This is a genomic window from Streptomonospora alba, from assembly GCF_000826685.1.
GTDB lineage: Bacteria > Actinomycetota > Actinomycetes > Streptosporangiales > Streptosporangiaceae > Streptomonospora > Streptomonospora alba.
In genome coordinates this window covers 26,149-50,649 of sequence record NZ_JROO01000040.1, presented here as the reverse complement: position 1 = coordinate 50,649, position 24,501 = coordinate 26,149, and the positions used below count along the sequence as shown (strand labels likewise).

The window sequence follows — 24,501 nt, the reverse complement described above, 5'->3', positions numbered from 1 at the left end:
GCCCAATACATCGAGGATTGAGTTGCGTCACGACGAATGGGTTCGCCTGAGCGCCGCCCACTTCATCGCTGAGGGAACCCCCGGCCGTGTAGCGAGCGAGGAGCGGTGAACCAACAAAACGACGTGTCCGCCGGACTGCACAGTGCCGCGTCCGAAGAAGGCTGCCACATCTTCAACACCCACGGATGCGGCTTCCAGCCTCCGGGGACCAGCCTGTTCTTCCCCGAGCCCTATCTGGACTTCGGCATCCCCGGCACCGCGGGCATCACCAAGTACTTCGTAGTCCTGACCCTGGCCCTGCTGATCTCGGCGGGATTCTGGTACTTCACCACGCGCAACGCGAAGGTCGTGCCCAGCCGCGGGCAGAGCCTGGCCGAGATGCTGGTGGAGTTCATCCGGAACCAGATCACCCGGAACACCATGGGCAAGGAGGGCGACAAGTACCTGCCCCTCATGGTGACGATGTTCGTCTTCATCTTCGCGATGAACATCATGGGCCTCATTCCGATTCCGGGACTGCAACTGCCGGTGACCACGAGCCTGGCGATCCCCACCATGCTCGCGCTGTTCGTCTACGTGCTGTGGAACGGCGCCGGCATCCGCCGGAACGGGGTCGGCGGGCACTTGAAGGCCCACCTGGTCCCCGGCGGAGTCCCCAAACCGCTGCTGATCCTGGTCACGCCCATCGAGGCGCTGTCCAACTTCCTCATCCGCCCGTTCACACACGCGCTGCGTCTTTTCGCGGTGATGTTCGCCGGCCACCTGCTGCTGGCGGTCTTCGCCGCTGCCGGGTTCTACATGTTCAACCCGCTGACCGAGATGGGGGCCGCGCTGGGCGCCGTCTCGGTGGGTTACTCCGCCCTGGCGCTGATCGGGTTCCTGGTCTTCACCGTCTTCGAGCTGTTCATCATGGCCGTCCAGGCCTATGTGTTCGTTCTGCTCTCCTCCGTCTACATCGGTCAGGCGGTCGAGGGCGCGCACTAGGGGGTCCCCTCCAGGTGCGCGCAAACTGTCACCCCAGTCCGCAAAAAGCAACGCCAGCCCGGCGGAACCCATACCCGTCGGCGTGTTTCGAGTAAAGGGAATTCAATGGAAATCACCGGTAGCCTCGCGACCATCGGTTACGGCCTCGCCGCCATCGGCCCCGGTATCGGCGTCGGCATCATCTTCGGCATGGGCGTGCAGGCCATCGCCCGTCAGCCCGAGGCGCGCGGTGTGCTGCAGACCCAGATGATCTTCGGCTTCGCTGTCGTCGAGGCCCTGGCCATTCTCGGCTTCGTGCTCGCGCTCATCCAGCAGTAAGTCGGCCAGCAACGCGGAGGAGATGCCAGCCATGAATCTGGCAGCCGAGCAGGACAGCATCCTGCAGATCCACTGGGACGAATTCACTTTCGGTGCGATCGCCTTCATCCTGTTCGCCCTGGTCGTGTACCGGATGTGGCCGCGACTGACGTCCGCACTCGACGAGCGGGCGAACCAGATCGAGGGTGGCATCGAGCGTGCCCGCAAGGCTGAAGCGGAGGCGGAGGAGATCCGCCAGCAGTACCGCGAGAAGCTGGACGAGGCGCACCGCGAGTACGCCAGAGAGCTGGAGCAGGCCAAGGAGCAGCGCGCTTCGATCATCGCCGAGGCGCGCGAGGAGGCCCAGAGCGAGGCGCAGCGGATCCTCGCCGCGGCTCACGCCCAGATCGAGGCCGACCGCCAGCACACGTTCGCTCAGCTGCGCAATGAGATCGGCACACTGTCGACCGATCTCGCCGAGCGGATCGTCGGCGAGTCGCTCGGCGACAGCGCCGCCCAGAACCGCGTCATCGACCGGTTCATGGACGAGCTGGAGCAGAGCGAGAGCGCCTCGCAGGCCGAGGTGCGCTGATGCGGGGCATCAGCCGCGCCTCCCTGGAGGAGGTCACCCAGCGACTCGGCAGTGTGCTGGAGTCGGCCGACACCGCGGCGCTGGGCCGCGAGCTCTTCGAGGTCGTGGTGCTGCTCGGGCGCGAGCACACGCTGCGGCGGTGGCTGGCCGATCCGTCCAACCCGGCCGAGGCCAAGTCCGGTCTGATCGGCGAGCTGCTGGAGTCCCAGGCGTCGCCCTCCACCGTCATGGTGGTCGGCGACGTCGTCCAGGCCCGCTGGTCGCGCCAGCGCGACCTGGTCGACGCGGTCGAGCGGGCGGCCGTCTTCGCGACGATCGCCCGCGCCGAGACCGAGCAGCGGCTCACCGATCTGGAGGACGAGCTCTTCCGGTTCTCCCGCGTGCTCGCCGGCCAGCCCGAGCTTCGTGCCGCGCTGACCGACGAGTCGGTTCCCGACGACCGCAAGAGCGCGGTCGTCGGGGAACTGCTGGCGGACAAGGCCGATCCGGCGACGACCGCGCTGGTCACCCAGGCGGTGACGCACCCGCGAGGCCGTACCCTGGAAGACGGTCTGGAGTACTTCGGGCGGCTCGTGGCCGAGCGCGCGCAGCGCTATGTGGCGCTGGTGCGCACGGCGGTCGCCCTGAGCGAGGACCGGCAGGAGCGGCTGCGCGCCACGCTGGCCCGGATCTACGGGCGGCCCATGCACCTGAACATCGACGTCGACCCCTCGATCGTGGGCGGGATCTCCGTCCGGATCGGCGATGAAGTCATCGACGGCACGATCGCCGGGCGGGTAAGCGAAGTCCGGCGGCGCCTGGCCGGCTGAGGCGACGATCCACCCCCAAGCAGAATGCACCGGCGCCGGGGAACGCGGCGCCACACGAGAGCAAGGACATACGTGAGATGGCGGAGCTGACGATCCGGCCGGATGAGATCCGGAACGCGCTGCAGCGCTTCGTCCAGTCGTACGAGCCCGACGCCGCCGCGCGCGAGGAGATCGGCACCGTCACCTACACCGGTGACGGGATCGCGCGCGTCGGCGGCCTTCCCTCGGCGATGGCGAATGAGCTGCTTCAATTCGAAGACGGCACTCTGGGGCTGGCCCAGAACCTGGAGATCGGCGAGATCGGTGCCATCGTCCTCGGCGAGTTCTCCCAGATCGAGGAGGGCCAGACGGTGCGCCGCACTGGCCAGGTGCTCTCGGTGCCGGTGGGCGACAACTACCTGGGCCGCGTCGTGGACCCGCTGGGCAAGCCCATCGACGGCCAGGGCGAGATCGAGACGACGGAGCGCCGCGATCTGGAGGTCCAGGCCCCCTCGGTCATGGAGCGCCAGCCGGTCGGGGAGCCGATGCAGACCGGCCTCAAGGCCATCGACTCCATGACCCCGATCGGCCGCGGCCAGCGGCAGCTGATCATCGGCGACCGGCAGACGGGCAAGACCGCGATCGGCGTCGACACGATCATCAACCAGAAGAGCAACTGGGACTCCGGCGACCCCGACAAGCAGGTGCGCTGCATCTACGTCGCCGTCGGCCAGAAGGGCTCGACCATCGCCGGCGTGCGGGGCGCGCTGGAGGAGGCCGGCGCGATGGAGTACACCACCATCGTCGCGGCCCCCGCCTCCGACCCCGCCGGGTTCAAGTACCTCGCTCCCTACACCGGCTCGGCCATCGGCCAGCACTGGATGTACGGCGGCAAGCACGTGCTGATCGTCTTCGACGACCTGACCAAGCAGGCCGAGGCCTACCGGTCGGTTTCGCTGCTGCTGCGCCGTCCGCCGGGCCGCGAGGCCTACCCCGGCGACGTCTTCTACCTGCACTCGCGTCTGCTGGAGCGCTGCGCCAAGCTCTCCGACGAGATGGGCGCGGGGTCGATGACCGGTCTTCCGATCATCGAGACCAAGGCCAACGACGTCTCCGCCTACATTCCGACCAACGTCATCTCCATCACCGACGGCCAGGTGTTCCTGGAGACCGACCTGTTCAACCAGGGCCAGCGTCCGGCCATCAACGTCGGCGTCTCGGTTTCGCGTGTCGGCGGTTCGGCTCAGACCAAGGCGATGAAGACGGTCACCGGTTCGCTGCGTCTGGGCCTGGCCCAGTTCCGCGAGCTGGAGGCCTTCGCCGCCTTCGGTTCGGACCTGGACGCCGTGTCCAAGGCGCAGTTGGAGCGCGGCGAGCGGCTCATGGAGGTGCTCAAGCAGGGCCAGTACGCGCCGTTCCCCATGGAGCAGGAAGTCGTCTCCATCTGGGCGGGCACCAACGGCCAGCTCGACGACGTGCCGGTCGAGGACGTCAGCCGCTTCGAATCCGACTTCCTCGACTACCTCTCGCGCGAGCACCCCAAGGTCCTCGACAACATCCGCGAGAGCGGGAAGTTCGCCGACGAGACCGAGGCCACCCTCAAGGACGCCGTCGCCGAGTTCAAGAAGACCTTCCAGACCTCGGCCGGCACGGTGCTGGGCTCCGAGGAGGAGGCCGAGGCCCTGGACGAGAACGAGCTCGGCCAGGAGACCATCAAGGTCGCCAAGAGCAGCGGGAAGTAGTCCGATGGGAGCACAGCTTCGCGTCTACCGCCGGAGGATCCGCTCGACGAAGTCGATGGCGAAGATCACCCGCGCGATGGAGCTCATCGCCACCACACGCATCACCAAGGCCCAGCGGGTGATGCAGGCGGCCGAGCCCTACGCGCGGGAGATCACCCGAGCGGTCTCCGCCCTGGCGCAGCGGGTCTCTGACCACCCGCTGCTGATGGAGGCGGAGAACCCGACTCGTGCCGCCGTGCTGGTCATCTCCAGCGACAAGGGGCTCGCCGGCCCCTTCACGGCCAACGCGATCAAGGAGTCCGAGCGCCTGAACACGCTGCTGCACAACCAGGGCAAGGAGGTTGTGCAGTACGTGGTGGGCCGCAAGGGCATCGCCTTCAACGAGTTCCGGAAGCGTCCCATGGAGCGGACCTGGGAGGGCATCACCGAGCGTCCGAGCTACCTGGACGCCAAGGAGATCGCCGACGCGCTCATGGAGCGCTTCACCCAGGACACCGAAACCGAGGGCGGTGTGGACGAGATCCACATCGTCACCACCAAGTTCGTCTCGATGCTCACCCAGCACGCGGCCTCCCACCGCGTGCTGCCGCTGGAGGTGGAGGAGGTCGAGCCGAAGGTGCTGGAGGCCGAGCAGGGCGCTCAGCCGCTGTACGACTTCGAGCCCTCCGCCGAGGAGGCGCTGGACCAACTGCTGCCCCAGTACGTGGCGAACCGGATCTATTTCTCGCTCCTGGAGTCGGCCGCCTCGCAGCAGGCTTCGCGCCGCAACGCGATGAAGGCGGCCACAGACAACGCCGAGGAGCTTGTCCAGACCCTGACCCGCCAGGCCAACCAAGCCCGCCAGGCGGAGATCACCAACGAGATCAGCGAGATCGTCGGCGGCGCCGACGCGCTCGCTGGTGCCAGCGCGGGAAGTGAGTAGGAATTGACTGCGACTGTTGAAGGGACGGCCGCGCCTGGCACGGCCACCGGGCGCATCGCCCGGGTCACCGGCCCGGTCGTCGACGTGGAGTTCCCGGTCGGCGCCCTGCCTCCCCTGTACAACGCCCTCGAAACCGAGGTCACCCTGGGGGGCCAGACCAGGACGGTGACCATGGAGGTCGCCCAGCACCTGGGCGACAACCTGGTGCGCACCATCAGCCTGAAGCCCCAGGACGGCCTGGTCCGGGGCGCCGAGGTCCGCGACACCGGCGGCCCCATCAGCGTTCCGGTCGGCGACGGCGTCAAGGGGCACGTGTTCAACGCCCTGGGCCAGCCCCTGGACGTGCCCGCCTCCGACTTCGAGAGCCAGGAGCGCTGGCCGATCCACCGCCAGCCTCCGCCGTTCGACCAGCTCGAGTCGAAGACCGAGATGATGGTGACCGGCATCAAGGTCATCGACCTGCTGACGCCCTACGTGCGCGGCGGGAAGATCGGCCTCTTCGGCGGCGCGGGTGTCGGCAAGACCGTGCTCATCCAGGAGATGATCACCCGTATCGCCCGCAACTTCGGCGGTGTGTCGGTGTTCGCCGGTGTCGGTGAGCGCACCCGTGAGGGCACGGACCTCTTCCTGGAGATGGGCGAGATGGGCGTCCTGCCGGACACCGCGCTCGTCTTCGGCCAGATGGACGAGCCGCCCGGCACCCGTCTGCGCGTGGCGCTGTCCGGTCTGACCATGGCGGAGTACTTCCGCGATGTGCAGAACCAGGACGTGCTGCTGTTCATCGACAACATCTTCCGCTTCACGCAGGCGGGCCAGGAGGTCTCCACCCTGCTGGGCCGCATGCCCTCGGCGGTGGGCTACCAGCCCAACCTGGCCGACGAGATGGGCCAGCTCCAGGAGCGGATCACCTCGACCCGGGGCAACTCGATCACCTCCATGCAGGCGATCTACGTCCCCGCGGACGACTACACCGACCCGGCTCCGGCGACCACGTTCGCCCACCTGGACGCCACCACCGAGCTTTCGCGGCCGATCTCGCAGAAGGGCATCTACCCGGCGGTGGACCCGCTGGCGTCGACCTCGCGCATCCTCGACCCGCAGTACGTGGGCCAGGAGCACTACGACGTCGCTCAGCGGGTCATCGGTATCCTGCAGCGCAACAACGACCTGCAGGACCAGATCGCGATTCTGGGTATCGACGAGCTGTCCGAGGAGGACAAGATCATCGTCGAGCGGGCGCGCCGCCTGGAGCGGTTCCTGTCCCAGAACATGTTCGTCGCGGAGAAGTTCACCGGCAACCCGGGCGTGTTCGTCCCGCTGGAGGAGACCATCGCCTCGTTCAAGGCGGTCTGCGACGGTGAGTACGACCACCTGCCCGAGCAGGCGTTCCTCGACGTCGGCAACATCGAGATGGCCGTCGAGAAGGCCAAGACGCTGCAGGGCTAGACGTTCAGCGGGGCGCGGTCGGCACCCGCGGCCGGCCGCGCCCCGTGAAACCGCCCACTAGCAGAGGAGTTTGTGGCAGTGTCGAAGAAGCTTTTCGTCGAGATCGTCTCGCCGGAGCAGGAGCTGTGGGCCGGCGAAGGCGATATGGTCATCGCCAAGACCGTCGACGGTGAGATCGGTGTGCAGCCTGGGCACACGCCTGTGCTGGCGCTGCTGGCGCCGGGGGCCGTGGTCCGGGTACAGGGCGCCCGCGAGACCGGCGAGGTGCGGGCGGCGGTCCACGGCGGCTTCATGGTGGTGACCCTGGGCGACCGGGTGTCCATCCTGGCGGAAATCGCCGAGCTGGCCGAGGACGTCGACGTCGAGCGCGCGAAGGCGGCGCTGCGCGACGCCGAGTCCCAGGGCAGCCTGGTCGAGGACGAGAGCGCCCAGGCCCGGGCCGCGCGGGCGCGCAGCCGCCTTCAGGCCGCCGAAGCAGCCGAAGCAAGCGCATGAACGGCGCCGTTAGGCGCTGAGCAGGGAGAGTGCGCCGGTGGAGGAGTTGATACTCGGCCAGCCGTGGTTCCGAGCGGCGGAATGGCTGTTCATCGCGCTCCTCATCGTGACCGTTGCCGCCCTGCTCGCCGTCACCGGTCGCCGCTACTTCCTGGAGCGCAGCGGGGGCGCCGTCGAGTGCTATCTGCGGTCCGGGTGCGCCTCCCAGCAGGTCCCCTGGCGCATGGGACTCGCCCGGTACGGGAGCGAGCACCTGCGTTGGTACCGAGTCTTCTCACTATGGCCGCGGCCGGCAGCCGAGCTGTCGCGCCGCGGCCTTGTCGTTCTGGGCCGGCGCCGACCCACACCCGGCGACCTGCGTGAGCTCACCCTGGACCTGGTGGTGATCGAAGTGGGGTGGCTCGCCTCCGACGGCTCCGATCCCACCGAGCCGGTCTACGAACTGGCCATGAGCGACGGTGCGCTGACCGGCTTCCTGTCGTGGCTGGAGTCGATGCCGCCGGGCACGCACTGGCGGTCCTGAAGCCGATTTCCCGGCCCGTCGCTCGGGGGCCTCGGGGCCGGGCCGCCGCCGCGGTCCCCACCGCCGCCGCCCAGGCGCCCGTGCGAGTGTCAGGGGATTCGCCGCCCTCCCGGCACGGCACTGGACCGGCCCGCGGGTGCACGCCCTAGTCTGAACGTATGATCGTTGCATTCTCTGTGAGTCCGATGGGATCGGGCGACGACTCCGTCGCCCCCGCGGTGGCCCGCGCGGTGCGCGTGGTGCGCGAGAGCGGGCTGCCCAACCGCACCGACGCGATGTTCACCAGCGTCGAGGGGGAGTGGGACGAGGTGATGGACGTCGTCAAGCGTGCCGTCGCCGCCGCGGGGGAAGGCGCTCCGCGGGTCAGCCTCACCCTCAAAGCCGACATCCGCGAAGGCGTGTCCGAGGGTCTCGACAGCAAGGTCGAGGCCGTGGAGCACGAACTCGGCAACGGCTGACACGAGGCCGGGCCGCCTCCGCGCCGCCGCGGGCAGTGCGGAGGGGCCCGGCGCCCGCAGCCGGGCGCGGCGGCCCTGCGGAACTCCTCAGCGCTGGCCGCCCGGCTTCCACAGCACCTCCGAGCCGTCCTTGCCCAGCACCCGGCACAGGATGAACAGCAGGTCGGAGAGCCGGTTGAGGTAGCGGGCCGTCAGCGGGTTCACACCCTCGCCGTGCTCCTCCAGCGCGGCCCACGCGTTGCGTTCGGCGCGGCGTGCGATCACACGCGCCTGGTGCATCAGCGCGACCGCCGGCGAGCCGCCCGGCAGCAGGAAGCTGCGCAGCGTGGAAAGGTCGGCGTTGTAGCGGTCGCACTCCTCCTCAAGGCGGTCGATGTAGGCCTTTTCGACGCGCAGCGGCGGGTACTGGGCCTGTGCTTCCTCATCGGCCGGCGCCACGGGGCAGGACAGGTCCGCGCCCAGGTCGAACAGCTCGTTCTGGATCCGGGTGAGCATGGTGCGCACGTCGTCGGGGACGGCGTCGCCGCCCAGCGCGAGCGCGGTCCCGATGGCGGCGTTGGCCTCTTCGACGTCGGCGTAGGCGACCAGGCGCGTATCGGTCTTGGCGGTGCGGCTCATGTCGCCGAGGGAGGTGGTTCCGTCGTCGCCGACGCGCGTGTAGATCTTCGACAGCACGACTGGGGTGTCCGAGTCCGGTTTGGTCATGGGGCCACTCTAGGCCGCGGTCGGCACGCGGACCCCGGACGCGCGCGAGGCCGTCGGCACCTCCTCGGGAACGGGTAACCGTCCGGTTTCGGCGGGTGTCGGGCGCGCCGCGGGGTTGGTACTCTCCGAATCGGCGCGGAAACGCCGTGTAGTCGACCGCGATTGCACAGTGGCCGGGTGCGCCGGTCCCGATCGGGTGCGGCGGGGGCCATCCGAGGGCCGGTGCGGGCGCCGAAAGGCGGCGGCCGGGAAGGCCGAGCGGCCACAGGAACGCCCGTGGGCGAGGAGTCGGCTCCTCGCCCACGGGCGCCTCAATGCGTGCGGCAGGACGGTTACCGCAGCCAGAGGTCTCCGACCCGGTCGGGGAGGAACTCCTGGGCCTGGAAGGTCCGGGGGGCCACACCGTTCACCGGGAGGGTGCTCTCGGAGTAGGTCTCCACGGCGTGGGCCACGCCGCCGGACAGCTCGTCGATCGACCGCCAGTTGATGTTGTCGATGTCGTCCTCGGCCGTGTGGTAATTCGGGTCGAAGTCGACGCCGGCGGTGCCGCCGTAGTCCTCGACCTGCTCTTCGGTCTTGGTGCCGTCGCCGCCGCTGAACAGGCCGCCGGAGGCGATGCCGGCCTCCATGAACGCGCTGTAGTCGGAGCGGCCGCTGAACTCGGTCGGCTCGGCCGCCAGGTCCTCCTGCGCGAAGTAGTCCTCGAACGTCTTCTGGATGGCGCCCGACCCCGACGGGGGCGGCAGCGAGCCCTCCAGCTCACCGCGGCCGTCGTAGATGAACCGCCCGTAGTTGGGCGAGCCGAGCATGTCGAAGTTGAGGTAGAGAGCGATGCGCTCCTTCTCCTTCTCCTTCAGGCCTTCGACGTACTTCGTGGAGCCGATCAGCCCCTGCTCCTCGGTGCCCCAGAAGGCGAAGCGCACCCGGTTGTTCGGCCCCTCCAGCTTGGCCAGCTGCTGGGCGGTCTCCAGGATGGTGGCGGTGCCGCTGGCGTTGTCGTTCATGCCCGGGCCCTCGGGCACGCTGTCGAGGTGGGCGCCCACCATGACGACGTTGTCGCGCGCGCCGCCCTTGGTCTCGGCGACGATGTTGTAGGAGGTCTTCTCGGTGACCGAGGCGTCGACCTTCAGCCGCAGCTCCAGGTCCTCTCCTGCGGCCACGAGCGCGTCGCCGGTCTCGGTGGTGGAGCCCACCGTGGGGATGGCGGACTCCTCTCCTACCGTGCCGAGGAGCGCGCCCTCCTCGTTGTTGACGATGACGATCCCGGCGGCGCCGGCTTCGGCGGCGTTGGACGTCTTGGCCTCGAAGGTGCAGCTGCCGCGCTTGACGATCGCGACGGCGCCCTCGGGGAAGCCGGCGAAGTCGTCGGCCGTGCAGCCGCTGTCCTGGCTGTCGTAGTCGACGGGCGCTCCCGCGCCGGTCACGTCGCCCGCGCCGGAGTAGGACATGGTGACGAAGTCCTCTTCGGGGGCGAACTCGCGGCGCTCGGGGGAGAGCTGGGTGAGCACTGCGTCGGAGTGCTCCTCCCACATCTCGTAGTCGTACTCGTCGCGCTTGGGGCGGTACCCGGCGCGCTTGAGCTGGTCCACGACGTAGTCGGCGGCGACGTCGTAGCCGGGGGTGTTGGTGGCGCGGTTGCCGCCGTTGTACTCGGCGATCGTGCTCAGGTTCTCGACGTGCTCGCGGATGCCGTCGGTGGTGACCAGGGTCGGCAGTACGCTTACGTCGGCGTTCGCGGTACCGGGGGCGAGCCCCAGGCCCAGCACCAGGGTGGCCGAGGCGCCTGCGCAGGCGAGGCGCTTGACGCTCGGCGGAAGGTGCCGCCGGGTTCTGGGGGATCGTTGGCTTGTGGGCACTGGCGTCCTCCTGCTGCGGACGCCCGTCTACTCGGGGTGATGAGACGGGCGCGATTCGTGCGAAGTATCGGGCACTCTGTCACCGCCGTGTACCCGAGAGCAAGGCGATACGCCCGGCATTGCCGCATCCAGCCAGAGATCTTCCGCTGTGTCGTAGATGTGTGGTGTTATGGACGGTTCCCCGAAGCGCCGCCGCCCGCCCTCCGTATGTCGCCCACCCCTCGGAAACGCTCCGCGCCGCCCGACGTCCCTTCGCCGCCGAGTCCGCTCGGCACCTCTGCGCCGGGTCGGCCGCGCCCCGGCCGTCGCCGGTCGCAGCGCTAGAACAGGCGCGGGGTGTCGGGCTCGATGCCGCGCAGCGCGTCGTAGTCCAGCGTCACGCATCCGATGCCGCGGTCGGTGGCCAGCACGCGGGCCTGCGGCTTGATCTCCTGGGCCGCGAAGACGCCCTTGACCGGGCTGAGGGAGGGGTCGCGGTTGAGCAGCTCCAGGTAGCGGGTGAGCTGCTCGACGCCGTCGATGTCGCCGCGCCGCTTGAGCTCGACGGCCACGGTGGCGCCCGCACCGTCGCGGCAGAGGATGTCGACGGGGCCGATCGCGGTGGGGTACTCGCGGCGGATCAGCGTGTAGCCGTCGCCGAGTGTGGTGATGTGCTCGGCCAGCAGCTCCTGCAGGTGGGCCTCGACGCCGTCCTTCTGCAGTCCGGGGTCGGCGCCCAGTGTGTGGGTGCTGTCGTGCTGGACCTCCTCGATGCGCAGCACCAGCTTCTCGCCGGACTTGCCGTGGGTGACCGTCCAGATCTCGGTGCCGTCGTCGTCGGCGGATTCCTTGACCGAGCACGGCGGGTTCATCCAGTTCAGCGGTTTGAACGCGCGGTCGTCGGCGTGCACCGAGACCGAGCCGTCGGCCTTGAACAGCAGCAGCCGCGGGGCCATGGGCAGGTGGGCGGTCAGGCGTCCGACGTAGTCGACGCTGCAGCGGGCGATCACGAGTCTCACGCTGCACGATCCTAACCACGCGCGGCGGGCGGTGCGGGCGGGACGGGACCGACGGGCCGCCGGGCCGCTTCGGCGCGGGCGCCGGCGGGAGCCGGAGGACATCCGCGCCACCGATTTCCCCGAACCGGTGGCGCTGGACGGTAATGAAAACTATTTTCGTATGGCGTCGGGGATAGCCAGGTGTGGCCCCTCGACCCCGTGACGCTCCGCGCACGGATGACTAACGTCGCAGACCGGTGTGCGAGAGGCCGGGCGCCGCACGGGGCCAGCCGATCCCGCGGCACTCGGGCATCGCCCCGGTCGCCAACGAGAGAGGGACGTCCATGTCGCTGACGGTTTCGCCGGAACTGCTGAGCAAGGCCGAGCAGGGCCCCGTCGACAACACCGACTTCATCGCCTGCATCCGTGAATCGCTGCCCTACGCCTGGAGCGTGGTCAGCGGCCTGGCCGAGCGGGCCGCTGCCGGCGACGCCGACTACGAGGCCAACGAGGTGCCCCCGCCCGGCGAGGCCGAGCGCGGGCAGCTGCTGCGTCTGCTGGCCAGCGACGCCATGCGCGCCGCCGTGGAGCGCCACTTCGGGATGCGGATGGCCTTCCAGAACTGCCACCGCGTCGCGCTGTTCAAGCCCGGCGCCGACGCCGCCCACGAGGAGTTCACCTCGCCGCGCGCCCAGCTGCTCAACCAGTCGCCCGAGCTCGTCGACTGCTGACCCGTGGGCCGCGTACCGCGGCCCGCGGCGACCGCGGCGCCGGTCCCCCTCCCGAGCCGGCGCCGCGGCGCTTCCCGGCAGCAGCGGCGTACTTGCGCGATCGCCTGCGTGCGACGGCGTAAGGTGGTCGCATGGAGGAATTTGACAAGGTCGGAGTGGTCGGGCTGGGCACCATGGGTGCCGGCATCGCCGAGGTGTTCGCCCGCGCCGGATTCCAAGTGTGGGGAGTGGAGGTCGACGGCGGCGCCATGGAGCGCGGCCGCGATCACGTGCGGCGGTCGCTGTCCAAAGCGGTGGACAAGGGCAAGCTCGGTTCCGAGGAGCGCAGCGGCATCCTCGACCGCATCGCCTTCACCACCGACCGCGAGGACCTGCGCGACGCAGACTTCGTCGTCGAGGCCGTCCCCGAACGCATGGGCTTCAAGCGCGACGTCTTCACCGATCTCGACCGCATCTGCCCGCCGGGCACGATCCTGGCGACCAACACCTCCTCGCTGTCGGTCACCGAGATCGCCGCACTGACCGGGCGCCCCGACAAGGTCGTGGGCCTGCACTTCTTCAACCCCGCTCCGGTGATGAAGCTGACCGAGGTCGTCAGCACCATCAGCTCCTCCCAGGCCACTGTGGACATCGCGACCGAGGTGGCCAAGCGCATCGGCAAGACTCCGGTCACCGTCACCGACCGGGCGGGTTTCGCCGCCAACGCCCTGCTGGTGCCGTTCATCAACGACGCGATCTCGGCCTACGAGCGAAAGATCGCCTCCCGCGAGGAGATCGACACCGCCGTCACCAAGGACGCCGACCTGCCGATGGGCCCGCTCACGCTCGCCGACCTCGTCGGCGTGGACGTGTGCCTGGCGGTCATGGACGTGCTGTGGGAGGAGTTCCGCACCCCGCGGTACGCGGCCGCGCCCCTGCTGCGGCGCATGGTCGCCGCAGGGCGCCTGGGCCGCAAGACCGGGCGCGGCTTCTACGACCACAGCGGGGCCCCCGACCCCGCCGAGGAGCCGCCCACCGGGCCGCTCGCCCAGGCCGTGCGCTCGGAGAGCTTCGGTTTCGACCTGGCGGCGATGCTGCTCGTCCCGCACGTCAACGACGCGCTGCGGATGGTCGGCGACGGCTACGCCTCGGCCACCGACGTCGACACAGCCATGCGGTTCGGCTGCGGCTACCCCAAGGGCCCGGTGGAGCTGTTCGAGGAGCGCGGCATCCCGTGGTTCGGCGCGGTGCTCGAGGCGCCGATCCCGGCCCGCCTCACCACTGCCGACGCGGCGCCCGTGCTGCTGGCCATGGAGGTCACCGGGCGGGACAGCCTGCGCTGACACCGCCCCTTCGCCGGGTGCGCGTCCTCCCACGAGGCCGGGACCGGGGTCGGTCGCGGCTCGCGGCGGCCTCTACCCTGGAGGGGTGAGTCCGCGCCGCAACACGCCCCGACGCCGCAAAGGGGGACGCCCGCCCGGCGACGAGGACGCCGTGTTCCGGCGCGTCACCGGAGCCGAGCGCCGCGAGAACGGACCCGACGGCGAGTGGGCCGTCCGCCGGATCACCGGGTCCGCCGCGACCAAGGCCTACCGCTGTCCCGGCTGTTACCAGGAGATCCCGCCGGCCATGCCGCACGTGGTGGCCTGGCGGCCTTTCGGTGACGGCGACGACCGCCGCCACTGGCACAGCTCGTGCTGGGAGCGAAGGACCGACCGCGGCGTCCGCTACCCGCGGCGCTGACCCCGCGGCCCGCCGGTGCGGCAGTCCGCAGGCCGCCCCGCCGCACCGGAGGCCGCCCCATCCGTGAACCGAGGACCGATGCAGATCCGCGCCACAACGGTGCTGCCAGCCGAGCGCCGCCCCATCACCCTGCACACCGCCGACGGCCTGGAGCTGGTCGGCGAGTTGGCCCTGCCCGAGGGGCGCGAGCCCGCGGCCACGCTCGTATGCCTGCACCCGCTGCCCACGGCCGAGGGCATGATGGACAGCCACGTGCTGCGCAAGGCCTCCTACCGGTTGCCGGCGCTGGCCGACGTGGCGGTGCTGCGCTTCAACACGCGCGGCACCGCCTCCCGGCACGGCACGAGCCAGGGCGAGTTCGGCGAGGGCGAGACCGAGCGCTACGACGTGGCCGCCGCGATCGAGTACGCCGAATTCGAGGGGCTGCCCCGGCCCTGGCTGCTGGGCTGGTCGTTCGGGACCGAGCTGGCGCTGAAGTGGGGCTGCGATCCCGAGGTCGAGGGCGCGATCCTGCTGTCGCCGCCGCTGCACCGGGCCACCGATGCGGATCTGGACGTGTGGAACGACGCCGGCAAGCCGCTGGTGGCCCTGGTGCCGGAGTTCGACGACTACCTGCGGCCGGACGAGGCCCGCACGCTTTTCGCACGGGTGGGTCAGGCCGAGGTGATCGGGGTGGACGGCGCCAAGCACCTGTGGGTGGGCGAGCCCTATGTGCGCACCGTGCTGAACACGGTCGTCGAGCGGGTCGCGCCCGATGCGGCGCCGCTGCCCGTGGAGTGGGACGGCCCCTACGAGCGTGAGACCTCCTCGGGCTGACGGCCGCTGACGGAGCCGGCGCCCTGGACAGCCTCAGACACAGGAAAGGCCCCGGCCTCCCGGATCGCTCCGGGAGGCCGGGGCCTTCGACGGCGTCAGGCCGGCCGGACCGCGGGGGAGCGGTCCGGCGGGCGGGTGACTACTCCTGCCACCAGTCCTCGTCGTCGTCGGACTTGTTGCCGGAGGCGGCCACCGGCTGCTTGTCCGCCTTCTCGTTCGAGCGCTGCTGCCCCTGGGCCTGCTGATCGCCGTTCTGCGACTCGATCGCCGCGGCCGGCTCGGAGGAGGCCACCTGCGCGGGCGCAGGCGCTGCGGGCGCAGCGGCGGCAGAGGGGTCTCCGCCACCGCCGCCGAGGAGCTGGCGCAGCTGGTCCAGGTGCGACTGGATGCTGTCGCGCTGGCGGCTCATCTCCTCGACCTCTTGCTGGGCGACGCTCATGATGCGGTCGGCCTCGGCCTTGGCGTCGCTGACCAGGTGATCGGCCTTGGACTTGGCCTCGGCGCTGACCTGCTCGGCGTTCTTCTTCGCGTTGTTGACGAGCTGCTTGGCGTGCTGCTCGGCGTCGCGGCGGGTCTGCTCGGCCTGGTTGCTGGCCTTGGTGGCCCGCTGCTCGGCGCTGGCGGCCCGCTCCTCGGCCTCGGAGACCAGCTTCTGCGTCGCGGCCTGCGCGGCGGCCAGGCGCTCGGCGTCCTGACGCTCGGCCTCCTCGCGGCGGCCGGCCAGCTGGATCTCGAACTCGGCCTCCTCCTGCGCGCGCTTGGCCTCGCTCTCCTCCAGCGTGCGCTGGGCCTGGGCCCGCATCTCGTCGGCCTGGCGCTTGGCGGTCTGCAGGGTCTCGTCGCGCTCGCGTTTGGCCGAGGCGCGCGCCTGGGCGCACTCGCGCTCGGTCGTGGTGCGCAGCTTGGCGATCTCGCCCTCGAACGTCGCCCGCTTCTCGGCGATCTCGTGGTCGACGGCCGACCGCTTCTTCTGCACCTCGCGCTCGGTGGTGGAGGTGAGCTCCTCCGACTCGCGCTGGGCGGTCGTGCGGATCTCCTCCGCCTCGTTCTCGGCGGACGAGCGCATCTCGTCGGCCTCGCGCTGGGCCGTCGTGCGCAGGTCGTTGGCCTCGTTCTCGGCGGCCGAACGCATCTCGGCGGCCTCGATCTTGGCCTCGGACTTGATGTCGTTGGCCTCGGCGCGGGCGCCCTGCACCAGCTCGGTGGCCTGCTCCTCGGCCAGACGCAGCAGCTGCTCGATGCGGGCGCCCAGCCCGGAGTAGGTGGGGCGCTCCTGTTCCTGCAGCTGGTTCTTGGCCTCGGCGAGGTCGTTCCGACTCTGCTCGGCTTCTTCCCGCGCCTGCTGGAGCTCGGTTTTCAGTTGGTCGACGAAGCTCATCACCTGCGACCGGTCGTAACCGCGCAGAACCACGTCGAACTCGGTGGCCTGGTTGCCTTCCTCGAAGAAATTGGTCAGCTGGGCTTCAATATCGGACGACGACATGTGGCGGAATCCTGAACGAGTGACGAGACGGCTACTTACGGGGGTGTTCGTGTCGAGTCGGGGGTGTGCGGCCCGGCGCCGGCGCGTGCGGCCGCTCCTCTCGCCACGATCCAGCGGTTTCGCGAGTGTTCCCGGCGAGAGTACTCCGGGAGCTGCGCGCACGTGTGCGAGTTCGCTCCATTGGTACGAAAAGGGAGCGAATGAGCCTTGCCGGCGGAAGTGGACGCTGTGCGCAGCTTGCCCGACTCGGCAGGCCGTGACGGGCAGGTGACGGGTCGTACCGGAAGTTCCGGTAGCTAGCAGACTTTATCAAGCTCAACGCCCCGCAGAGGAGGGTTCGCGGCATTTCGATCGGGGTCGGCCGGCCGAGTGAGTGCGGACCGTGCGACGAAAGCCGAGGTGAGGGGCTCGTCGCAGTGCGCAGTCTCGCGCGGCCCCGCGCACCGAAAGCGCCGCGGCTACAGGGAGGGGACCCGCAGCGCCGCCCCCAGCATAACGGTCGGCGGGCCGACGCGCCCCCGGTGCGGGCAGGGCCCAACCGGTGGGGGCAGCGGCCCGGCCGCCGACCGCCCGGCGCTTACTCCGGGCCCGCCGCGCTCCCGTCCGGCCGGTCGTCCGCGCCGCCGGCGGCCTGCACCAGCTCGGTCAGGACTCCGCCGCAGTCCTTGGGGTGCAGAAAGGCGATGGACGAGCCCATCGAGCCGGCGCGAGGGGACTCGTCGAGCACGCGCACGCCCGTGCCGCCGATCTCAGCGGCGGTGGCGGCGACATCGCCGGTGCCGAAGGCGACGTGGTGCACCCCCTCGCCGTGCCGCGCCAGGAACACGGCCACGGGGGAGTCCTCGCGCACCGGTTCCAACAGCTGCAGGTAGGTCGCGTGGCCGTCGTCGGTGCCGTTGACGCGCAGCATGGCCTCGCGCACCCCCTGCTCCTCGTTGACCTCCTCGTGGGCGACCTCGAAACCGTGCACCCGCCGGTACAGGTCCGCGGTCGCGTCCAGGTCGAAACAGGCGATGCCGACGTGGTCGATCCGGGTCAGCAAGGGCTCCACCTCCGAGAATCCGCCGAACGACGTATATGTATCGTGGCAGACGAGGTCGGAAAGTAACGCAACGGAGGCTCGCCAATGCCCGGATCCGTCATCGTCAGTGGGGCGCGGACCCCGATCGGCCGCCTACTCGGGTCGCTCTCCGCGTTCTCAGCGGTACAGCTGGGATCCGTCGCGATCGAGGCGGCACTGCAGCGGGCCGGGCTCGCCGGCGAACAGGTCGACTACGTCGTCCTGGGCCAGGTGCTGCAGGCCGGCCAGGGCCAGATCCCTTCGCGCCAGGCCGCGGTTCAGGCCGGCATCCCGATGAGCGTGCCGTCGCTGACGATCAACAAGGTCTGCCTGTCCGGCCTGGACGCCGTCGCGCTGGCAGACCAGCTCATCAACGCGGGCGAGTTCGACGTGGTCGTCGCCGGCGGCATGGAGTCCATGACCAACGCCCCGCACCTGCTGCCCAAGGCGCGCCACGGCTACAAGTACGGCTCGGTGGAGGTCCTCGACGCCACCGCCCACGACGGGCTGACCGACGCCTTCGACGGCGACTCCATGGGCGCCTCGACCGAGCGGCACAACACCCGGCTGGGCATCGGCCGCGAGGAGCAGGACGCCTTCGCCGCCCGCTCGCACCAGCGGGCCGCCGCCGCGATCAAGGACGGGCGCTTCGAGGACGAGATCGCGCCGGTGCGGATCCCCCAGCGCAAGGGCGAGGACCGCCTGGTCGCCGAGGACGAGGGCGTGCGTCCCGACACCACCGCCGAGAGCCTGTCGCGCCTGCGGCCGGCCTTCGACGAGAACGGCACCATCACCCCCGGCACCTCTTCGCAGATCTCCGACGGCGCCTGCGCCCTGGTGGTGATGAGCCGCGCCAAGGCCGAGGAGTCGGGCTGCGAGATCCTCGCCGAGGTCGGCGCGCACGGCAACGTCGCCGGCCCTGACAACGCTCTGCAGTCCCAGCCCTCCAACGCCATCCGCCACGCGCTGGGCAAGGCCGGCGCCGAGGTGACCGACCTCGACCTGATCGAGATCAACGAGGCCTTCGCCAGCGTCGCCGTGCAGTCGATGCGCGACCTCGGGCTGCCCGAGGACGCGGAGAACGTCAACCCCGACGGCGGCGCCATCGCTCTGGGCCACCCCATCGGCATGTCCGGCGCCCGCCTGGCCCTGCACACGGTCTACGAACTCCGCCGCCGGGGCGGCGGCCTGGGCGCGGCCGCCCTCTGCGGAGGCGGAGGCCAGGGCGACGCCCTGCTGCTGAAGGTCCCCGGCGCCTGAGGCGCGCGGTGCGGGCGCCGGGAGTAGCGGAGCCCGGCGCCCGCCCTGGGGACGGGAGGGCGACCCGCCGCCCGAGCCGGGGGCGGCGGTAGGCGCTGGGCGCCCGGCGCCTGAGGCATACGGCACGCGCGCCCAGAGTAGGGATCTCCCCGCGCCCGCCCTGGAGGGACCGGCTCGTGGACCGAGCAGAGTGAGGCGGTATCCGTGCGCGAACCGTTGGCGATAGCGGTCGCCCAGCCCGTATGCCGGTCCCACGACGTGGGAGCCAACGCGTCCGCGCACGCCGAGGCCGTGCGCACGGCCGGCGCACGCGTCGTGGTGTTTCCCGAGCTGTCGCTGACCGGCTACGAGCTGAACGCGCCCCCGGTCGCGCCCGAGGACCCGCGGTTGGAGCCCCTCGTGCGGGCATGTGCCGAGGCGGGCGCGACCGCGCTGGTGGGCGCCCCCGTGCGGGGCGGGAACGGCGCCGAGCACATCGGGATGCTTGCCGTCGACGGCGGCGGCGCCGCCCGCACCTACGAGAAGACGTGGCTGGGCGGGGCCGAGCCCGAGCGGTTCACGCCCGGCGCCGGACCCGCCGTCTTCGTCGTCGACGGCCGCCGCCTGGGCCTGGCGATCTGCAAGGACCTCGGCGTCGCCGCGCACGCCGCCGACACCGCGGGCCTGGGCGCCGACGTCTACGTCGCCACCACCCTGGAACACGCCCACGACGCGGATGTCCAGCAGCAGCGAGCCACGCGCGCCGCCGCGGAGCACGGCATGTGGGTCGTGGTCAGCAGTTTCGCCGGACCGACCGGCGGCGGCTACACCCGCACCCTCGGGCGCTCGGGCGTATGGCGCCCCGGCGGCGCCCTCGCCGCCCAGGCCGGACCGGAGCCGGGTGCCGTCGTCCGCATGGTGCTGGACTGATCCCCATGGGGGCACCCCGCGTCGTGGGGGCGCGGGTTTCGGGCGGGGCAGGGGCGCGCACCGCGCCGGTCACCCGGCCGGCCGCTTGCGGCCGGGGCCGCTATGCAGGGTCGGCGGGGCTGAGCCGCCGGCCATCGATCAGCGGGGGTTCCCGGCGAGGAGCCGCCGGGCATAGATTCCGTTCGTGCGCGATTCTGCGGTGACAACGCCTCCCGAGCTCCCGCCGGCTCTTCGGGCGCCTCCGCCGCTCACGAGGGCGCCGGCGGCGGTGCGGCCGCGGTTCCCGAGATTCGGCGCGGCGTACACGAGGCCCAGGCCGCAGTGCCGGCCACGGCCACCGGCGGCGAGCGCCAGACCGTGGAGGCCTTCCTCGACTACCTGCGCTGGGCCGTGGCCGGCAAGGCGCGCGGCCTGACCGAGGACCAGGCGCGCCGGCGCCTGGTCGGTTCCGAGACCACCCTGGCCGGAGTGCTGCACCACCTGATGCTGGTGGAGCGCAACTGGTTCCAGCGCATCGTCTCCGGCCGCAGCGCCGCGGAGTTGGGGCTGCCTCTCGACACCGCCGACGACACCTGGGCCGTCCCCGACGGAGCGACGCTCGCGTCTCTGACGGCGGGCTACGAGCAGGAATGCGCCCGCTCCCGCGAGGCCGCCGCCCGGTTCGACCTCGACCACGCCTTCGAGCACGAGAACGCGGGCCGGCTGTCGCTGCGCTGGATCCTCCTGCACATGATGGAGGAGACCGCCCGCCACACCGGCCACGCCGACATCCTCCGCGAGCAGACCGACGGCAGGACGGGCGACCAGGAATGAGTCCGCGGTCCGCCGTCCCGGGCACCCGCTGGGGAGCCGTGGAGGTGCGCCGGTGACTCGTAGCCTTCACCGGTTCCGGCGGCGTGGTGCGGGGGAGCGGTGGCGGGCGCGGCGAGGTCTGCGTCGGTCGGTCCGGTAGGCGTGGGGTGGGCGCCCGCCCTCCGGCGTCATCGCCGCCTCCCTCGGGGCACGACCATCCGTCTACCGCAACCGATGAACGCCGTCCCCGATCGTCCGCCGTCGTGTGCCCCGCCTCGCGCGGACAGCACCGACCACGCCCACCCCTCCTCCCCGCGGGCAGGTCGTGGGCAGCGCCTTCCCCCCCATTGGCAGGGGCGCGTGCGCCTTCGAGCCCCGGGTTGCGATACTCGGATGTCCAAGTAGCTGCGGCGAGCGCGCGGAGGGAGCCCGATGGATGTCGGCGGCCTGGTGAAGCGGGTGCTGAACGGGGACCGGAGGGCGGTCGCTCGGGCGATCTCGCTGGTGGAGGACGCGGCGCCCGAGCTGCGGGAGATCGTCTCGGGGCTGGCCGAGCACACCGGCCGCGCGCGCATCGTCGGGCTGACCGGCGCGCCCGGCGTGGGCAAGTCGACCTCGACCAGCGCACTGGTCAAGGCGCTGCGCGAGCGCGGGGACAGCGTCGCCGTGCTGGCGGTCGACCCCTCCTCGCCCTTCACCGGCGGTGCCCTCCTCGGCGACCGGGTCCGGATGCAGGAGCACGCCACCGACCCCGGCGTCTACATCAGGTCGATGGCCACCCGGGGCCACCTGGGCGGACTGTCGTGGGCGGCGCCGCACGCCCTGCGGATCCTCGCCGCCGCCGGGTTCGGGACCGTGCTGGTCGAGACCGTCGGGGTGGGCCAGGCCGAGGTCGACATCGCAGCGCACGCCGACACCACCGTCGTGCTGTCGGCGCCCGGCATGGGCGACGGCGTGCAGGCGGGCAAGGCCGGTGTGCTGGAGGTCGCCGACGTCTTCGCGGTGAACAAGGCCGACCGCGAGGGCGCGCGGGCCGCCGTGCGCGACCTGCGCCAGATGGTCGCCCAGGTCGACAGGGACCCCGGCGAGTGGAAGCCTCCGGTGGTGAGCATGACCGCGGCCGAGGGCGAGGGCGTCGACGACCTCATCGCACGTCTCGACGAGCACGTCGAGCACCTGCGGGCGTCGGGCGGACTGCATGCGCGCCGTCGCGAGCGCGCCCGGCGCGAGATCGAGGGCATCGCCATGGAGGAGCTGACCCGCCGGCTGGCCGACGTCCGCGGCCACGCGGCGTTGGACAAGCTCGCCGACGAGGTGGCCGCCGGGGCGGACCCCTACGCGGCGGCCGACACCGTGCTCGCGGCCCTGGAGAGCTGAATCCCCGGACCCGCTGCAAGCGGTCCCGGCGCCGGGAAGGGCCGACCGGAGGCGTGATCTGCGCCCGGTCGGCCCCGGCGGCGGGTGCGCGGGTCAGCCGCGGCCGTTCAGCTCCCCGTCGAACGCCCTGACCAGGCTGCCCCGGGCGTCGTCGCCGTCCAGCGACCAGCTCATGACGCCGGAGAGTCCGGCTTCACGCGCCCAGGCGGCCTTCTGCGCGATGGACGTCGGGTCGTCGAAGTTCCAGAACTCGGTGCCGTTGTAGAGCCACGCCGTTCCCGCGTGGTCGTCGCGGTAGAGCTCGAAGCCGTCGGAGCCCGCGTAGTCCTTTAGGACCTTGTAGTCGTTGAACCCGGGCTCCCACTCGCCGGGTGCGGCCCCGTCGGCCTCGCCCCACAGGCCGTCGCCCTGCGGCCCGGGCTGCACGCCGGTCCAGCCCCGGCCGTAGAACGGGACGCCCATGACCAGGTCCGCGGGGTCGGCGCCGCGGTCCAGGTAGGCCTGGACGACGGTCTCGTAGCTGCGCGGGGCGTCGGCGGGGGAGTCCTCGGGCACCCGGACGTTGGACTGGTGGCCGGTGGCGGGGTTCCACGCGCCGGCGAAGTCGTAGCCCTGCACGTTCATGAAGTCGAACTCGTCGGCGAGCTTGCCGACCTCGTAGCCGGCGTCGATGGCGCCGGTGCTGGCCGGGACGAAAGCCGTCAGATCGAACTCGCGGCCCTTCTCCCGCTCCAGCGCGTCGAGCCGGTCGCGGAACTCCCGGACCAGGGCGGTGAAGTTCTCCTTGTCCTCGGGCCGGACCACGTTGCCGGGCTCACCCGGGGTGGCGGGCCACTCCCAGTCGAGGTCGATGCCGTCGAACAGTCCGGCCGCCGCGCCCTTGCCGCCGGCGCCGTTGAGCTCGGGAAGGTCGCCGCGCAGGAACATGTCGACGCAGGATTCCACGGCGGCCTCGCGGTTCTCCGGCAGTGCGGCGTCGGAGAAGTGGTCCGACCAGGCCCAGCCGCCGATGGCGATGCTCACGCGCAGGTGCGGGAAGCGCTCCTTCAGTTCGCGGAGCTGATTGAAGTTTCCGCGCAGCCGCTGCTTGGAGGTGTCGGCCACACCGTCGACGGAGTCGGCCGCGGGATAGGCCTCGCCGTAGTCGGCGTGTGCGTCGCCCCGGCCCTCCTCGTCGGTCATGAAGCAGCGCCCGTCCTCGTCGAGGTTGGCGAACGCGTAGTTGAGGTGGGTGAGGCGCTCGGCCTGCCCGCTCTCGACCAGGTCCTGGACCAGGTACCCGCGGTCGGCGGCGCCCCACTGGGTGAAGTAGCCGACTTGGCGGTACTCGTGGCCGGAGCAGGGCGCGCCGTCGACCGTGCACGCGGTGAAGTCGGTGTCGCGGCCGGAGCGCTCCCCGTTGTAGCCGAAGGTGTAGCTCTCACCGGCGGGGATGGTGGCGCCCCAGCCGGGCGGGGTCACGGTGTAGCCGTCGGCGCTCTTGTCGAGGGACGCGTTCCACATCTGGTCGACCTGCGCGCCCTCGGGGAGGGAGAACTCGACGGTCCAGTCGCTCAGCGGGGCGCCGGTGCCGTTGGCGACGGTGATCTCGGCCTGGTATCCGCCGGGCCAGCGCGCGTTCTCGACCTGGGTGACGGTGACCCGTCCGGACACGGTGTCGGCTGCGGCCGTGGCCGCCTGGGTAGCGGCTACGAGTGGAACGACGACGAGGATCGCGGCCGCTGCCGCGAGCCGTGCGGGCGGTCGGGGGCGGGGGGTGGCCATGGTGCGCTCGCTCCGTCCTGATGGGGGATAATTTTTAGGAAACTTTACTATTAGTCTTGGCGAGATCAAGGGATATGCGTGCGGTTGTGCAACCGCCGCGGCCGGGTGCGGCCCGCAACGGAGCGCGTGTCGCGCGGCACGGGCGGGCTGAACTGGGCATAGTCGCTGCGGGGGCGCTTTCTACGGGTATGGGGGTATCGGCGGCTCGATACAGTGTCGGGGTGGGCAACCCGCTGAACCTTCCCTTCGATCCCATCGAGCGCGCGCATGACAACTGGACGCGCCACTGGGGCGCAAACCCCTCGATGGCGGCCGTCACCTCGATCATGCGCGCCCAGCAGATCCTCATCGGCCAGCTCGACGCCGCGTTGAAGCCCTACGAGCTGACCTTCGCTCGCTACGAGGCTCTGGTCCTGCTCACTTTCAGCGCGACGGGCGAACTGCCGCTCGGCAAGATCGGCGAGCGGCTGATGGTGCACCCGACCAGCGTCACCAACACCATCGACCGGTTGGAACGCCAGGAATTCGTGCGCCGCAAGCCCAACCCCAGCGACGGCCGCGGCACCCTGGCGGAGATCACCGACAGCGGCCGCGAGGTCGTCGAGCAGGCCACACAGGACCTGGTCGCCATGGACTTCGGACTGGACTGCTACTCCGAGGAGGAGGCCTGGCAGATCCACTCCCTGTTCGCCAAACTCCGCGTGGAGTTCGGGGACTTCCCCGCAGCAGAGCGCCGCGACCTGCGCCGGGGCGAGCACTCGGACGACGTCCCACCCGGCGTCGGCGCGAGCGAGTAGTACCC

General features: G+C 71.0%; 25 protein-coding genes. 19 read left to right on the top strand and 6 right to left on the bottom strand.

Annotation, left to right across the window (positions count from 1 at the left end):
- The first annotated feature begins 135 nt into the window (after positions 1 to 135).
- From atpB to LP52_RS20040, 10 genes are all read left to right on the top strand, one after another.
- Complete coding sequence (gene atpB / locus LP52_RS20085; protein ID WP_040275914.1) at positions 136 to 984, top strand: F0F1 ATP synthase subunit A; 849 nt, start codon at positions 136 to 138, stop codon at positions 982 to 984.
- Positions 985 to 1,089: 105 nt separating this feature from the next.
- Positions 1,090 to 1,302, top strand: coding sequence for an ATP synthase F0 subunit C (atpE, locus tag LP52_RS20080; RefSeq protein ID WP_040275856.1), 213 nt, complete (start codon positions 1,090 to 1,092; stop codon positions 1,300 to 1,302).
- A 31-nt stretch (positions 1,303 to 1,333) separates the two neighbouring features.
- Positions 1,334 to 1,873, top strand: a complete 540-nt coding sequence (gene atpF, locus LP52_RS20075; protein ID WP_040275855.1) for a F0F1 ATP synthase subunit B — start codon at positions 1,334 to 1,336, stop codon at positions 1,871 to 1,873.
- The gene (locus LP52_RS20070) at positions 1,873 to 2,682 is read left to right on the top strand and encodes a F0F1 ATP synthase subunit delta (protein ID WP_040275854.1); all 810 of its coding nucleotides are present in this window, start codon (positions 1,873 to 1,875) and stop codon (positions 2,680 to 2,682) included. Before atpF ends, LP52_RS20070 begins: the two co-directional genes overlap by 1 nt.
- A gap of 77 nt (positions 2,683 to 2,759) precedes the next feature.
- Positions 2,760 to 4,403, top strand: a complete 1,644-nt coding sequence (gene atpA / locus LP52_RS20065) for a F0F1 ATP synthase subunit alpha (protein ID WP_040275853.1) — start codon at positions 2,760 to 2,762, stop codon at positions 4,401 to 4,403.
- Positions 4,404 to 4,407: 4 nt separating this feature from the next.
- A complete protein-coding gene (locus LP52_RS20060; RefSeq protein WP_040275851.1) occupies positions 4,408 to 5,325 on the top strand; it encodes a F0F1 ATP synthase subunit gamma in 918 nt (305 codons plus the stop codon).
- A gap of 3 nt (positions 5,326 to 5,328) precedes the next feature.
- Entirely contained in the window at positions 5,329 to 6,771 is a 1,443-nt protein-coding gene (atpD, locus tag LP52_RS20055; protein WP_040275849.1) for a F0F1 ATP synthase subunit beta, read from the top strand.
- Positions 6,772 to 6,849: 78 nt separating this feature from the next.
- A complete protein-coding gene (locus tag LP52_RS20050) occupies positions 6,850 to 7,266 on the top strand; it encodes a F0F1 ATP synthase subunit epsilon (RefSeq protein WP_040275848.1) in 417 nt (138 codons plus the stop codon).
- Positions 7,267 to 7,303: 37 nt separating this feature from the next.
- Positions 7,304 to 7,789: a DUF2550 domain-containing protein gene (locus LP52_RS20045; RefSeq protein ID WP_040275845.1), complete on the top strand. Its 486-nt coding sequence runs from the start codon at positions 7,304 to 7,306 to the stop codon at positions 7,787 to 7,789.
- Positions 7,790 to 7,947: 158 nt separating this feature from the next.
- Positions 7,948 to 8,247 (top strand): MTH1187 family thiamine-binding protein, encoded by a 300-nt coding sequence (locus tag LP52_RS20040; protein WP_084723353.1) that lies wholly within the window; start codon positions 7,948 to 7,950, stop codon positions 8,245 to 8,247.
- An 87-nt stretch (positions 8,248 to 8,334) separates the two neighbouring features.
- On the opposite strand, the gene LP52_RS20035 is transcribed toward LP52_RS20040, so the two are convergent.
- The 3 genes from LP52_RS20035 to nucS form a co-directional block, all read right to left on the bottom strand.
- Positions 8,335 to 8,952 carry a cob(I)yrinic acid a,c-diamide adenosyltransferase gene (locus LP52_RS20035; protein ID WP_040275841.1) on the bottom strand — a complete coding sequence of 206 codons (618 nt, stop codon included), beginning with the start codon at positions 8,950 to 8,952 and terminating at the stop codon, positions 8,335 to 8,337.
- A gap of 332 nt (positions 8,953 to 9,284) precedes the next feature.
- A complete protein-coding gene (locus LP52_RS20025) occupies positions 9,285 to 10,808 on the bottom strand; it encodes a M20/M25/M40 family metallo-hydrolase (RefSeq protein ID WP_040275838.1) in 1,524 nt (507 codons plus the stop codon).
- Between the two features lie 320 nt (positions 10,809 to 11,128).
- Complete coding sequence (gene nucS / locus LP52_RS20020) at positions 11,129 to 11,806, bottom strand: endonuclease NucS (RefSeq protein ID WP_040275837.1); 678 nt, start codon at positions 11,804 to 11,806, stop codon at positions 11,129 to 11,131.
- A 323-nt stretch (positions 11,807 to 12,129) separates the two neighbouring features.
- On the opposite strand from nucS, the gene LP52_RS20015 reads away from it, so the two are divergent.
- The 4 genes from LP52_RS20015 to LP52_RS20000 all read left to right on the top strand — a co-directional run bounded on the left by LP52_RS20015 (position 12,130) and on the right by LP52_RS20000 (position 15,054).
- Positions 12,130 to 12,516, top strand: coding sequence for an SCO5389 family protein (locus tag LP52_RS20015; protein WP_040275836.1), 387 nt, complete (start codon positions 12,130 to 12,132; stop codon positions 12,514 to 12,516).
- A 131-nt stretch (positions 12,517 to 12,647) separates the two neighbouring features.
- Entirely contained in the window at positions 12,648 to 13,838 is a 1,191-nt protein-coding gene (locus tag LP52_RS20010) for a 3-hydroxyacyl-CoA dehydrogenase (protein WP_040275835.1), read from the top strand.
- 85 nt (positions 13,839 to 13,923) lie between these two features.
- Positions 13,924 to 14,238: an ATP/GTP-binding protein gene (locus LP52_RS20005; protein ID WP_193790019.1), complete on the top strand. Its 315-nt coding sequence runs from the start codon at positions 13,924 to 13,926 to the stop codon at positions 14,236 to 14,238.
- Between the two features lie 78 nt (positions 14,239 to 14,316).
- A complete protein-coding gene (locus LP52_RS20000; RefSeq protein WP_040275831.1) occupies positions 14,317 to 15,054 on the top strand; it encodes an alpha/beta hydrolase in 738 nt (245 codons plus the stop codon).
- A gap of 139 nt (positions 15,055 to 15,193) precedes the next feature.
- On the opposite strand, the gene LP52_RS19995 is transcribed toward LP52_RS20000, so the two are convergent.
- Both LP52_RS19995 and mce read right to left on the bottom strand, forming a co-directional pair.
- Positions 15,194 to 16,537: a DivIVA domain-containing protein gene (locus LP52_RS19995; protein WP_040275830.1), complete on the bottom strand. Its 1,344-nt coding sequence runs from the start codon at positions 16,535 to 16,537 to the stop codon at positions 15,194 to 15,196.
- Positions 16,538 to 17,114: 577 nt separating this feature from the next.
- On the bottom strand, positions 17,115 to 17,579 hold the full coding sequence (mce, locus tag LP52_RS19990) for a methylmalonyl-CoA epimerase (RefSeq protein WP_052810067.1): 465 nt from the start codon (positions 17,577 to 17,579) through the stop codon (positions 17,115 to 17,117).
- An 84-nt stretch (positions 17,580 to 17,663) separates the two neighbouring features.
- Here mce and LP52_RS19985 point away from each other — a divergent pair, with 84 nt between their 5' ends.
- From LP52_RS19985 to meaB, 4 genes are all read left to right on the top strand, one after another.
- Positions 17,664 to 18,857, top strand: a complete 1,194-nt coding sequence (locus tag LP52_RS19985) for an acetyl-CoA C-acetyltransferase (protein WP_040275828.1) — start codon at positions 17,664 to 17,666, stop codon at positions 18,855 to 18,857.
- A gap of 204 nt (positions 18,858 to 19,061) precedes the next feature.
- Positions 19,062 to 19,766 (top strand): carbon-nitrogen hydrolase family protein, encoded by a 705-nt coding sequence (locus LP52_RS19980; protein ID WP_040275826.1) that lies wholly within the window; start codon positions 19,062 to 19,064, stop codon positions 19,764 to 19,766.
- A gap of 321 nt (positions 19,767 to 20,087) precedes the next feature.
- Positions 20,088 to 20,579 carry a DinB family protein gene (locus tag LP52_RS19975; RefSeq protein ID WP_040275825.1) on the top strand — a complete coding sequence of 164 codons (492 nt, stop codon included), beginning with the start codon at positions 20,088 to 20,090 and terminating at the stop codon, positions 20,577 to 20,579.
- A gap of 411 nt (positions 20,580 to 20,990) precedes the next feature.
- Positions 20,991 to 21,935, top strand: coding sequence for a methylmalonyl Co-A mutase-associated GTPase MeaB (gene meaB, locus LP52_RS19970; protein WP_040275824.1), 945 nt, complete (start codon positions 20,991 to 20,993; stop codon positions 21,933 to 21,935).
- 93 nt (positions 21,936 to 22,028) lie between these two features.
- On the opposite strand, the gene LP52_RS19965 is transcribed toward meaB, so the two are convergent.
- A complete protein-coding gene (locus LP52_RS19965; RefSeq protein WP_040275823.1) occupies positions 22,029 to 23,699 on the bottom strand; it encodes a glycosyl hydrolase family 18 protein in 1,671 nt (556 codons plus the stop codon).
- A 221-nt stretch (positions 23,700 to 23,920) separates the two neighbouring features.
- Here LP52_RS19965 and LP52_RS19960 point away from each other — a divergent pair, with 221 nt between their 5' ends.
- Positions 23,921 to 24,496, top strand: a complete 576-nt coding sequence (locus tag LP52_RS19960) for a MarR family winged helix-turn-helix transcriptional regulator (protein WP_193790018.1) — start codon at positions 23,921 to 23,923, stop codon at positions 24,494 to 24,496.
- Positions 24,497 to 24,501: the final 5 nt, after the last annotated feature.